Annotated in this window: 11 protein-coding genes and 1 pseudogene; 6 read left to right on the top strand and 6 right to left on the bottom strand. The window is 38.5% G+C overall.

From position 1 onward, the window contains the following. Positions 1 to 283: 283 nt before the first annotated feature. Positions 284 to 433 carry a hypothetical protein gene (locus JO950_RS18900; protein WP_202704035.1) on the bottom strand — a complete coding sequence of 50 codons (150 nt, stop codon included), beginning with the start codon at positions 431 to 433 and terminating at the stop codon, positions 284 to 286. Between the two features lie 10 nt (positions 434 to 443). Here JO950_RS18900 and JO950_RS18895 point away from each other — a divergent pair, with 10 nt between their 5' ends. From JO950_RS18895 to JO950_RS18875, 5 genes are all read left to right on the top strand, one after another. After that, a complete protein-coding gene (locus JO950_RS18895; RefSeq protein ID WP_202704034.1) occupies positions 444 to 941 on the top strand; it encodes an IPT/TIG domain-containing protein in 498 nt (165 codons plus the stop codon). 24 nt (positions 942 to 965) lie between these two features. After that, positions 966 to 3,221, top strand: a complete 2,256-nt coding sequence (locus JO950_RS18890) for a hypothetical protein (protein ID WP_202704033.1) — start codon at positions 966 to 968, stop codon at positions 3,219 to 3,221. 20 nt (positions 3,222 to 3,241) lie between these two features. Further along, positions 3,242 to 4,636, top strand: coding sequence for a hypothetical protein (locus JO950_RS18885; protein WP_202704032.1), 1,395 nt, complete (start codon positions 3,242 to 3,244; stop codon positions 4,634 to 4,636). Positions 4,637 to 4,648: 12 nt separating this feature from the next. Further along, positions 4,649 to 5,410: a hypothetical protein gene (locus tag JO950_RS18880; protein ID WP_202704031.1), complete on the top strand. Its 762-nt coding sequence runs from the start codon at positions 4,649 to 4,651 to the stop codon at positions 5,408 to 5,410. A gap of 289 nt (positions 5,411 to 5,699) precedes the next feature. Then, a complete protein-coding gene (locus JO950_RS18875) occupies positions 5,700 to 5,921 on the top strand; it encodes a hypothetical protein (protein WP_202704030.1) in 222 nt (73 codons plus the stop codon). A 497-nt stretch (positions 5,922 to 6,418) separates the two neighbouring features. On the opposite strand, the gene JO950_RS18870 is transcribed toward JO950_RS18875, so the two are convergent. After that, positions 6,419 to 8,818, bottom strand: coding sequence for a serine hydrolase (locus tag JO950_RS18870; protein ID WP_202704029.1), 2,400 nt, complete (start codon positions 8,816 to 8,818; stop codon positions 6,419 to 6,421). A gap of 199 nt (positions 8,819 to 9,017) precedes the next feature. Here JO950_RS18870 and JO950_RS18865 point away from each other — a divergent pair. Further along, positions 9,018 to 9,380 (top strand): annotated as a pseudogene (locus tag JO950_RS18865) (ferrochelatase); the annotation flags it as partial. Positions 9,381 to 9,399: 19 nt separating this feature from the next. On the opposite strand, the gene JO950_RS18860 reads toward JO950_RS18865, so the two are convergent. The 4 genes from JO950_RS18860 to JO950_RS18845 form a co-directional block, all read right to left on the bottom strand. Beyond that, entirely contained in the window at positions 9,400 to 10,203 is an 804-nt protein-coding gene (locus JO950_RS18860; protein WP_202704028.1) for an AraC family transcriptional regulator, read from the bottom strand. Positions 10,204 to 10,214: 11 nt separating this feature from the next. Then, positions 10,215 to 10,622 (bottom strand): heme-binding protein, encoded by a 408-nt coding sequence (locus JO950_RS18855; RefSeq protein WP_202704027.1) that lies wholly within the window; start codon positions 10,620 to 10,622, stop codon positions 10,215 to 10,217. A 66-nt stretch (positions 10,623 to 10,688) separates the two neighbouring features. Continuing rightward, complete coding sequence (locus JO950_RS18850) at positions 10,689 to 11,480, bottom strand: SDR family oxidoreductase (protein ID WP_202704026.1); 792 nt, start codon at positions 11,478 to 11,480, stop codon at positions 10,689 to 10,691. Between the two features lie 286 nt (positions 11,481 to 11,766). After that, on the bottom strand, positions 11,767 to 12,879 hold the full coding sequence (locus JO950_RS18845) for a two-component regulator propeller domain-containing protein (RefSeq protein WP_202704025.1): 1,113 nt from the start codon (positions 12,877 to 12,879) through the stop codon (positions 11,767 to 11,769). Between the last annotated feature and the right edge of the window lie 161 nt (positions 12,880 to 13,040).

The raw sequence follows: 13,040 nt of genomic DNA, 5'->3' as shown, positions 1-13,040 counted from the left end.
ATTTTTTTCACGAGAGAAATCACATGTATTTGCATGATTTATAATACTTTTTTTTAGAAAAAAAATCAAGGAATAAAATAAGAACAATGGTGGGGCGTCAAGCATAAAAAAAGAAGTTGAAATCTGAACGGTATTATGAGCAGTAAAACAGTGGCCCTCTGGATTCCGGGGTACTGACTCAACGCGCCCAAATTCGGTTAACATCACCTTAATCGACTTTAGCCCGATGATGTTCAATTTCCATGTCAACATGTTTTGAAAATCATACATACAAATCAATTAATTAATCTAAATCACAAATTATGAGCAATGCAATTGTAAGCGGATCCATTACCATCGAAATTGGTTCGACTCCGATCACCCTCACCACCGAAAACATTTCGGCATCACCAAAAGTATTTTCTTTACCCGCTGGATCCCCCATTGTGGTCAAACTCGCTGATTTGAATACTTACCTAAGCAACAATTTTCAAGTACCTTCAATTACCTTTTCTGGAATTACAGAAACCTCATTAACGATTAACAAGCTGTATATTTCGTCAGCTGGAATTTTTGACATCGCCGTTGATTTCGATTTCGGTAACGGACAGGGTTGGACTATCTTCCCTGGCTTTAAGCTTGACCATGTTGGATTTGAAGTGAATTATGCCACTATACCGGTTATTGATTCATTCACGCCTGCTACTTCTGCTGCCGGTGCGGTAATCACCATTGAAGGTAACAACCTGCTTGGTACGGGAGCAACGGGAACCAAGGTTTATTTTGGAACCACAACTACGTTCTCTTCAACCGATCCCAGTGCAGTAGCAGCAGCTGGAGGTACAGCAACCCAAATTTCGGTTACCTTACCATCGGCACTGCAAGCTGGTACTTACTACTTATTTGTTGAAAATGCCGATAAAACCTCTTCTGCATCAGGGACTACCTTGACTATTAGCTGATCCATCATCTGATAAATAAGTATCATGAGCGTCGTTATTTCATCCACTGGAGAATTGACTATAGCAGGGCAGCCCTTTAGCTGTTCAGGGAGCTATGGTGGTACTGGCCAGTGGCTGATTAACGCCGGTTGGGTAGCACAACCAGGTCAATCCATCAGTATAGGTTCTATCCTCTCACAAATTGGTGGGGGGATTAATTTTGATCCAAATGGATTATTGCCCAGTGTTAATTTCACTTCTATACAGGTAGTCTTTGCTCAAGGAAGCAAATACAGCTTTCAATGTACAGCCGATATCACCTGGGACAAACCCTTCGGAATTCCGCTCGGTTTGGATATTGATGACCTCAATTTTTCCTTGGTCAAACACCTAAATACCCCTGTACAGATTCAAGCTACAGGAAAGGTATCCATTAATCAATTGCAGGCTAAGGTCGGGGTCTATTTCACCGGAGGATCTCCCGTATTGATCCTGGTTAATCAAATAGCTGATTTCAGCTTAAGTGTCTTGATTACTCAGTTTTTCGGGACATCGGTTTCCATACCCAATGATTTCATTGATCTGACTTTAGCCAACGCCCAAGTTTATTATTTGGCTACCGGAGCAGCACTTCCGGCAGGAGTCATCATCCTATCACCACAAGCAGGATTGAACGTAGCTGCTCTATGCACGTTTGAATTGGCTGGTTACCAATTTCCAAATTTGAATGTGAGTGTGAATGTAGCCAGTGGAAACGGTGTTCAACTTTCAGGAACATTTTTTAATCCCATTGGGTTTACGTTTTTTTTGACCCTCACGGGAGCGAATGCTGGATATACCGGTGGGCCGACACTCAGTGTCAGTACCCAAAACGGTGCAAAACAATTCAGATTGAATTGTGGCCTTCAATTTTTCAACGAAAATTTTGGAACAGGGGGACTTACCATTGAAAATAAGCAGGGCAAAACTACCTTCAATGCTAACCTGACTTACAACGGAACCATAGGGCCATTCACAAATCCGAGTTTGGCCATGTCCTATGATGGCACCAATTTTGAAATTACCAATTGGCCAGGCGTAGCAGTTGCCAATCCCGTTATAGACTTTGCCAAGGCACTGAAGGACATCAATTCGGCATCGGGATGTGGTAAGGTATTGGATATTGTATTCAATCAGGTTATAGAAACCAATTTTTCAATAAGCCCGAGTTTTACCACGAAAAAACCAAACATACCGGGAGTGGCTCAAGGTCAGTTTTACCTTGTGTTAAATGGGTTTTACACCATATCTGCGGCAGGAACCGTCGTTTGTTCGATCAATTTGCCAAAATTGGCCTTATCCTTCAAGTTGCCATCCGAGTTCAACTTCAATGGTATAATCACGGCAATTCGCACTAACATTGCCGAAAATGCTCAGGCCATAGTACAGGAATTGGTCAACGACAAAAAAGCCCTGGCACAATTCATATTGGTTTTTGCAGGAAAGGCCGGAGCACAAAAAATTCTGAGTCAAATCTGTGATAAAGCTTTACAAGCTTTACTTAATTCCTTCATAGCAGAATTAGGGCCGATTGCCGGAGGAGTGTTAGGCGCATTGGGAGCAGGAGCAGGCGCATTGGCTTCACTTGGATGTGGTTCAAGTTCTGGATCAAATGGCGGTGGTGGAGGTAGCCCGAATATCAATCCATTGGCAACGCCACAAATTACTTCTGAATCACTGAACGGAAACAATTGGACCATTCATTGGAATACGGTAATTGGAACGAATTATTATCAGGCCATCTTCAAAGATAATAATGGCAAAATAATGGATCAACAGTTTGTGGCATCAGGATCACCTGCGAATTTGATATTCACCGATCAATTCCAAAATGCACCCTATACCTGTCAGGTAGTAGCTTGGGCCAATCCCGGATTTAATTACAATAGTGCACCTGCACAAATAGTGCTCAATCAGTTGGCACAACCGACAACATTGACCGCGGCTATTGATTACAAGACTGGAAAACTGACAGCAACATTCAGTTCGGTACCCAACGCAAGCGGATATCAGGTGAATACCTATAATGAAACAGGGGTGGTAGTTGCACAAACGACCTCAACCGGCATCAACCCTCAGGGGCAGATTACAGCGGAGTTCACAATACTGAATTTCACACCTTTCCCGACGACCTATCAGGCTGGGGTAGTGTGCGAGGGAGGAAGCACCTATATTCCCAGTGCCGAATTAAAAAATCAACAACAGCCTTTGAATTGGGGCGTAGGATATACTGAAATCGACGATACCTTCAATGTTTCGTGAACCCATTTAAATCGAACAATATGAGCCAGCAAGCAAGAAATACTTTAAAGGGATATTTCCAGACAGGAAAAGTTCCATCACAGGCTAATTTCGGAGATTTTATTGATTCGGGCATCAATAAGTCCAGTGATCAGGTTTATGTGGACTCCAGCCAGAATGTGGGACTGGGATTTAATTTGCCACCCGCAAGGCTGGCTGTTACAAATTCAGGTACTCAAATCTTAAGTGGAATCACCGTTAGTTTGACCAGTGGTAATGCTACGGCATCTGCACAATTGTTGCCCGGCATGCAATTGGTTTCAATGATTTACCCCGGAGATGTGATTCAGGTGAGCGGGGTACAACAACTGTTTAGTGTAGTATCTGTAGCCACCGATTCTTTACAGCTTTCTCCGACACCCGACTTAACGGCTCCCATTACGGATGTTTCAGTGAGTTTGTTTAAAAACCTGGTTTATATTGGTTTGCCGAGCCAAACTGGGACTAATCCGCCACAACTGGTCATGACCAATCAGGGTAATGTAGGACTTGGGGTAACATTACCTAATGAAGTGTTGGAGGTGAACGGGAATGTACTTGCCGGAAAATTCATGGGGAACGGCAGTATGCTCACTCATCTGAATGCGACCAATATCACCGGTCAGTTTACAGCGGCCAACTTGCCTACCATTACATTCGGAGATTTACACGGTAAGGTTACGCTTTACCAATTGCCCAACATCCCTGTTACAAACTTGACGGGTATCCTTGCAGTAGCACAAATACCGGATATACCAGCTAGCATGATCACCGGAGTCTTGTCTCCAAGTCAGTTACCAGCCATACCGAATACTGCGGCAGTAGCCATTGGAGTAAGTAACCCCATCGTAACCACTATAGGTGTTATCACTGTTAATATCACCGTTCCGGCAAACACAACTTTTACACTCACTTATGTATCAGGCGGGGCAGTTGTTAACCTCAATAATGTTTCCAATTCCGGCAGTTTTACTCCCACAGCAACAGGATTCAGAGCGCAAATCACCATCACACAATCCACGCTGATCACCCTGACAGCTACTCTGACAGGAGGTACAGTTCAACAAGCCAACGCCAATGTGCAACTTGAATTGTCTCCAGCGGCCTATATGATCCAATTACAAGCTACCGGAACTTCTGCTCAACAAGCGGTTACAACAGTGGCAACTCAGTTCGGAATGCAGGCACTAAGCAATACGAATATATACGCATTGGCGCAAAGTATGTTTGTTGCCAAATACACATCCCTGGATATTACAACCTCTATATCAGCATACTATACCCACCTTGGTTACCTTTTTTTGCAAAAAGACTACTTCACTTTTCTATCTGAGGTCGTCAAAATTCTCAATCAATCAAATAATAATAATAATAATAATAATAATAATAACCCTTAAAAAAGTAAAATTATGGCAAGTTCATTACAAGTGACCGTTCAAAATGCGGTACAAGCAAGTTCAGATCTAACAGCTATTTTTGGAATCTGTTTGGGATCAGGAGTCACTCCAACAGCAGCAAATTGGCAAGATTGTTTACAATTAGTCTATACCGATTATCAGCAACAGTATTCAACCCCAACCATTCAGAATTTCACAGCTGGAATATATACGGCTTGGGCAGTTGGTCAACCAACTACCGCTACCGCACCAAACCGTCTTAGTGCAGCATTGTTGGTCAATGGTTTGCGATCTGTTCAGAATGGCAGTTCACCTGCTTTCGCAGCCGCTGATATTGTATCAGTAATCTCTACATTTTATGCAATCATCAACATCATAATTGATACTGCAGGAATATTGGCAAAATATAATAATAATTCTGCAAGCAGTATCTTTTTAGGTGCATGGGATAATACCTTTATCGCCATGAATGACAATGACCCTAACAGTCAAGGTGAAGGTACCGCCGAATTGCAAACTAATGGATTGAGCGCCTCTCAAACCATCGAGTGGAAAGCTACGAATAAAACCGGGACTGCTGTGATTGATCTTACCGGATTCGTAGCAGGGAGTACTCAACTTTATACTTTGGTCTATCTACCAGTATCAATCAATGACACTCAGTACTATACTCAGGTTTTGCCTAATCCAGTTCTTAATTCTGATTCCTATTATTTCCAATTTACAATCGATAGTGGTACTACAACCTATTACTGGGATCCGTTCTTAAAATAAGTGTTTCAACTATCAGTATTAAGTCAAATCGATACTAGTGCGGCAAATATTAATCAAGTAGCACCGTCAGGGAATCTGAATTTATTGCTTTAGGTGCAAATATTGAAGAAGAAGTTGCAGTTAGCGCAGTAGTAACTTTATGAGATCATCAATCGTCATTTATCTGGAAGTAAGCATACTGGAGTTGCCTCCTACTCTGCCACAAAAGCTAAGGCGGTTTTGTTCCTGAGGATGACGACTTGTTTTTTTGACACTATAATTCTAAAGAAAAAAAATAAATTTATAGTTTATGAAAAAGACAAGAAAAAATACTTTAGGATTTAAGATTCTGGCGGCCTCGATGAACATCCATTGCGGAAAGATACTTGAAATAGTACCGGAGCAGCAATTGTTGAATTATCAGATAAAGATAAAAGTTTACTTTCTCACAACAGTGCCCGTTTTACCCATGAAGAAGCAGACTATCTCTACTTTGGCAGCTCCTTTGACCCTACCCAAAATCAGGATGTAAGATATATCAGGATGCATGGAAGAAAAATTACACCACCAAAAGATGTTATGCCCTTGTTTACAAAGTTTAGGCAATTTCACATTTCTCCCGAACTGATATTCTTTTTGTATGCACAAAAGTCATTTTTTCATTTATGAAGTTAGGAGACTTAAGAATTGAAAAGCTTTAATTAAAAAAAATAGCAAAGTAGTAACTTAATGTAAATCGGGGATTTGCATAGCACATTTTAAGATTAACAAACAATAATGTACCCAATACAAATAATAAAGGCACCCGCTTAGCAAGTGCCTTTATAAGTTAACTGTGATAGTACAATTATGCTACAACTACCTTTACTGCCTTTGAACTTTTACGACCTTCTTCTATATCATATTGCACTTCATCGTTTTGAAGAATGTTTTCTGATGGACCTCAGGCATGAACAAAAATTTTGTCTCCCCCATCTATTACGAGATTCGATACTTCCTGTACAACCTTTATCTATATGTCTGCTAGGGTTAGATTTTTTCGAAAAGTAAATTCTTAATCCTATCAGAGTTAATATAAAATCCCGTAATTTTTTGTTGCTTATCACGAACAAACCGAATGCTGCCTAAATTTCTGGCACTACTCAGAAACAAATCTGACTTAATGGGAGTAAAATTGATCCTACTTTGACTCTTATTACTTGTGAATAAGTCTTTTTCGTTTTGAGCCAATGTATAGCTTGCTCCCAAAGTTTTACAATAATAGGTACCTGAAAATTCATTTAAATCTGTTGTAGAATATGTTTTTGGGGTGTAGTATTCATAGGCATACTCATCGCTTTCACCAGAAGTATAAATCATTTTAAAATGCTCACCTTCCTTACGAAATTCAACCATAATTATATCGTCTCCATCAACTACCATTTGAAATTTTTTCTCTGTAACAGGTATTAACAAACTTTCAGTTTCACTGCCCAATACCTGATAGCGTAAAGTGTCATTTTTCACAAAAACCCTGCGCCCGGACACTCTTTCATCATCCCAATAAAAGCCATTGTATACGCCTAATTGTTGGGGTGTCATTTTTATGCTTTTAAGGTTACTAAAGTCAATACTTGGCGGCTGCGGAAAAACATTTCCAAGTACTTCCATAGCCATGTTCATAGCTAGACTACCGTTATATCTGTTATTATTTCCAAGCACAAACGAAATAACATTTTGATTGGGGAATATAAAAATATTGCTTGCATAGCCTCCTTCTAAACCATACGTCCAGATTTTTGGAACGCCACGTCTTGCATGTAAGTACTGTTGCCCGTACAAAAGTCTTCCTGAGGTTGGACTAAAAGTAGTTTTACCATCATTTAAAGTAACCGGAGAAGCCAGTTTTTCTATCAACTTTTTACTGCCTACCTTGGGTTTGTCAAAATTGAGATACCAACGGCTCAAATCTGCCGCCGAAGTATAAAGATTGGTAGTCCCAAAAATGGAATGATTGATAAGATTATTTTTCAATCCGTTTTTAGATACCTGATACGAAGTAGCTGCATTAGGTATTATCATTTCATTATCATCGCAAAACAAGGTATTCGTCATCCCTAGAGGCTGAAAAATAGATTTCTGAGAAAATTCAGCAAGTGTTTGACCTGTAACTTGTTTAACTACTTCAGCTAATAAAATAAGCCCTGATGAACTCTGCGAAAATTTTGTTCCTGGTTCATAATCCAATTCTTTTTGTCGGAAAATTAAATCCAAAGCGTCTTTTTGCGTAAAAACATCTTTTTCTTGCCAACCTGCAATTTCTTTTAGAGCCAGAAAGTCGTGCAAACCACTGGATTGACTTAGTAAATGTTTTATAGTAATTTTTGAACCAAAATCACGAAATTGTGGAATATATTTGCGCACATCATCAGACAAAGACAATTTCCCTTGTTCTTCCAGCAATAAAATAGTAAAGGCCGTAAATTGCTTGGCCATAGCCCCTATTTGAAATTTGGTATCTATATCGATGGGAATTTCGTGGGTTATATCTGCACGGCCAAAACCTTTTACATAGACAATTTGTCCCTCTTTTAGAAGACCTGCTGCTACACCCGGTTTATCCTTAGAATTATCCCATTCAGAGAATACTTTATCCAATTTTTTGATGGATTCTTGCTGTATAACAGACTTGTTTTTTTCTATAAGAGTGATTATTTCGGAAGCCATTCTTGAGGCAGCGCTAGGATCTTGCCCCGTTACAAACTGGCCATCGACCACATAAAAACCTTCTCCTAATTTATCAGAATACACAAAGTTGCCTTCATTCTTTTTAATGGCTCCATCAATGGTAAAAGGAAAAGTTTTGTAATACTCCTCTTGTTTGTCTTCAAATTTATCCGCAAAACCGGTTATTTTTCGGTCTTTGTAGAGTGATTTACCGGACTCGTCTTTCAAATACGCTAAGCCAGCCGTACCGTGGCAAATAGCCGAAACTACCCCGTTTTTTAGAAAAATCTGTCTTGCAAGGTTCTGAATGCTAACATTTTCTGCTACGCCATACATAGCTGCGCCACCTCCGCCATAAAAAATCGCACTATAATTTTCAGGAACAACTTCAGTAGGCTTCATCGTAGTTTTGAGTTTATTCATTAAAAAATTATTGTAGAGGAATTTTTTATGAATACTATCCGAAGCATTAATATAGCCAATTGGAACAGCTCCGCCTTTTGGGCTTACAAAATCTACTGTATATCCTGATTTTGAAAATACGTCGTAGGGCACAACAATCTCCCCAAAGTGATTAGCGGTTCTAATCTGTGAAGTTCCATAGTAGTCCTGATTAGAAACTACAAATAGGATTTTGTTTTGCGAAAAAATAAAGGTCGAAAATAAGCAAAAACAAGTGCTTATTAAAAGCCGTAATCTGAACATTGATACTACTTTGTACATATTTGTGTTTTTTAATTTTTAATTACATGCAAATATGTGATGATGAAATAGCTTAGAGATTATGGTTTATAATTTAGGAGTTCAATGTTATAAAAACGAACTCATTCTACAGGCTTTTTTGGGTATTCGGTTGGGGGTTTTACTGTAACTTTTTAAATGTGGAAAAAAAAGATTTTGAATTAAAACCGTCATATTCTCAAAACCCGATGTAACTAAATCTCATTGTAAAATTGACGGTTCTTACTGTAACACACCTTCGCCGGCACATGATTTATGTTACCGCCATCAATGTTACGAAACAACCAGGCAAATCGTCACATTATTAGGTATTTCGGAAGTCAAGTATAGTTTATCTTTCCAATCTCATTTAGCAGGCGACAAATGGTTAGCTCCTTACACTAATGTTGAAATTGACAATATGCCAGCAAGAGAAATCAAAAAACGAACAGCTGTAACGCCCACTTTTGTTACAGATTGTCTGGAAACTTTAGAAAAAATCGCTATCCGTGCCAAAGAAGATTTAGTAAAGAAAACGGAGGAAAAAGAGTTCTTGGCAATTCCTGAAAAAAGCCCATATCCAGTTATATTTCAGTAGTCGTAAGCCCAAACTTTTGTTTGAAGGCATAATAAAAATGCGATAGGTTTTCAAACCCTAAATCGAGATAGAAATCTGCGGGTTTTTCCTTCTTGTGCTTAATGCGGTACATTGCTTCGTCCAAACGCTTTTCTCTTAACCATTGTTTGGGTGTCGTTTTGAATGCTTTCGCAAAATCCCGTTTGAAGCCTGAAGCACTTCTGCCTGTCAGCTTTGCGAACGTTTCCACCGAAACGTTGAACATATAGTTTTGATTCATAAATTCTTCCAAATCTATTTTGTAAGGTTCGGAAAAATCGAATAGAACGTTTTTTAAATCAGGGTTGTTTTGAAGTATTAGTTCAATGGCTTCCCTGATTTTTAAGTTTGCCAGCTTGGGTGTAGCTTCTTTCGTTTTGTTAATATATGGCCTAAGCGAAAGAAAATAGGCATTGAGAAATTCATCGGGTTCAAAAAATATTTTTTGTTTGTGTTGCTTACTATGTTCCCCTATTATTTTATTTTCCAATGCATACTGACGAAGAATTTCACTGTCTAACGAAATAGAAATAAACTGATATTTTCCCGATTTTCCGGGATATTTAATCGTGCGAATAAGTTGATTTTTTCTAACCAGCAAAATCTGATTTTCAGAAATAACGGTATTGCCATCCGCATAAAAAGCGTGGGTTTCACCCGACAATTGAAATCCTAGAAAATGCTCGGGTATAAACTCTTCGTGTCCTCTGTATTTTTCAAATGCACAGGAATACACCAATTTATCGAATATAATTTCGCTACTTTCTGCCATACAACAAATATCTAAAAATTATGCAAGCGATTTGCTCCTGCTTCCGCAATTTCTTTATCCTGTTCTACCGTTCCACCCGAAGAACCGACTGCTCCAATGATGTTTCCATCGACATCTTTAATTACAGCACCTCCGGGAATCGTCAAAAGACCGCCATTGGAATTAAGCATTCCGTAACCGTGAATGTCTGAACCTCCAACGATAGTGCCCATGATTTCGCTGTTCACACCAAACATTACGGCAGTTTTAGCTTTCTTTACGGCGAAATCAATCACGCCATACACACTGTCCAATCGCGCAAATACCATCAAATGTCCTCCATTGTCCACCACGGCAATACTCACAGGAATATTAAGTTCATTTGCTTTTTCTATCGAAGCATTCAATACTTTTGATGCTTCCTTATAGGTAATATTCATATCGTTTTGTTTATTGTTGAATGAAAAGAAAGCACAGGTTTTAGCCTGTGCTTTTGTAAAAATGATCTAACTTTTTGCTGTCCAGGCTTCTGCTTGTAATTGTTTTACGAAATCTTCTGTTTCTTTCGGATGCACATTTCTAAAATTTGAATTTTCATCTAAAGCAACATTCACAATTGTATCTGCCATTGATTGTGGATCTAACTGGTCTTTCAGTGAATCAGCCGCTCCATCAAATGCGGTTGGTGGTGTGAAATTTTTCTCCGGATTGTACCAACGGAAAATAGAATCTACGCCACGATCGTTAAACCCTGTACCAAAAACTCCGGGATTACATGTAGCAATTTTGATGTTAAATTGTGCCAATTCAGTTTTCAAACCTTCGGCAATGGATTCCATAGCGTGTTTGGAAGCACAATAAGCCGCAACATAAGGAACCGTCCAAAGACCACCCATTGATGTGGTGAACACGATTTTTGCCGCTTTTTTCTGATTCACCCATTTTTTGATAAATCCTTGTGCTAATTGCAGCCCGCCAAAAACATTGACATCAAACATATAACGTACTAAATCCAAAGGCTGTTCCGCGATTGGTCCGCCTTCCATAATTCCCGCATTGCTGATGAGAATATCAATTTCATATTTGTTAATGATGTATTCAATGTCACGGGAATCTGTTACATCTAATTTATCAGCAATTAATTCGATACCTGAATCTTTAGCTTCACGAATCAAATCACTCATTTGCGGATAAACTTCTGCCGTTGCGATAACTTTGTGGCCTCTTTTTGCTAGGTCAAATGCAGCGATTTTTCCAAAACCACTTGCAGCTCCTGTAATTAAAATTGTTTTGCTCATTTTAAATTGATTTAAAAGTATAGAGCAAATTTGGCCTAATTACAATTGTTTTTTGTTGCTAAAAAGTTCAAATATTTATTGGTACAACGTTCATTGGCTAACATTGGAGTTGCCTTTAGTTGTGTCAAAAAAGTAAAGTTGTTTTTTTAATGCTTAAAAAATGAATTTTCAAGATAATAAGGATATTTCAATTTTTATAATTGCAATCCATTTTTAGGACACATGCTAGCACATTTAGAATCACTGAACTCTCCCTTTTGCCAACGTCCGTTGTGTCCTCTTTTAGTTAATATTTTCTTTCAAAAGACTTGCCATTGAAGCGATATACACCACTTGGATTTGCTCCTCCAAACCATAATTCGCCTTGTCGGCTTTTATATATAATCCAAATCTGTTTCGTTTCAAGTCCATCCTCTTTAGTAAAATTTTTCACTGAATTACCATCATATCTCCATGCACCGGACTCTACAGTACCAAACCAAATGTTTCCTATAGCATCTTCCCCAATCGAGAAGACCCTTTCAAGAGAATTACCTTTCGTATACTGCTTCTCTAATTTCTGTTGTTCGGTGAAATTGACAATTTCTTTTCCATCATACTTCAAAACCCCCATCCCATTATTACCGATCCACAGATTTCCTTTCCTGTCTTCCATTATGCTTCGAACATGAAAAGAACCCGTTTTTGAGTTTAGCCGAAGATATTCATTATCCAGTATCTTAAAATTTGAACCATCATAACCTATTACTGCACCGTAAGTTCCAAACCAAACAGTTCCATTTTTACCTTTGACAAAAGGTGTTGAAATGTAATACTTAAACCCATCCTCAGGTTTAGGTGTAACAGGAAACAGACGATAAGAAAGCTTTTGCCCTTCATATTGATACACCCCGGGATACTTTTCAAGTGTATTGTAGCCCTCAATTTTATCGCCTTTAAACCAAAGGTCGCTTTCATTTAACTTCCACTCCTTCTCTGAATTGTAATTTCGTTCTGTGTATTTTGTTACTTCTTTACCATTATATGTACTCAACCCTCTCCCACATTCAAACCAAATTATGCCATTTTTATCTTCATAAATATTCCTGACCTGGTTGTCACTTAATCCGTTTTTTGTTGTAAAATATTGAAACTTTCCATTATGAAGCAAACACAGCCCTTCGCCGTAACTACCAAACCAAATATTTCCTTTACTATCCTCTAAAATTGAACGAACTCCTGTTGTGAATTTTAATCTTGTAGAGTTGACTTCTTTATCAAGTTGTTGGGCACCGTTTTTATTCTGTTCTTTATAATTTCCCTTATCTGACTGACTTCGATTATTACAAGCGATTGCTACAACAATCAAAAATATAAAACAAAAGAAAATTGTGTTTTGACTATCTGATTTTACTCTCATTCGTTTGGTTTTTAGTTATGACGTACAACTTGTTTTTATTGGTGATAAAACCAAACAAAGCTCCAAAATCGGGTAGATCTGTATGATAATTATTACACATTATTTATCCTCAAATATATACTATTTTCATTATAAATTATCAAGAACAACTAGTATTGTGA

Origin of the sequence: Flavobacterium sp. UGB4466, assembly GCF_903469665.1 — a bacterium.
In the GTDB taxonomy this organism is placed as follows: domain Bacteria; phylum Bacteroidota; class Bacteroidia; order Flavobacteriales; family Flavobacteriaceae; genus Flavobacterium; species Flavobacterium lipolyticum.
This window is presented reverse-complemented; position numbering and strand designations above follow the sequence as displayed.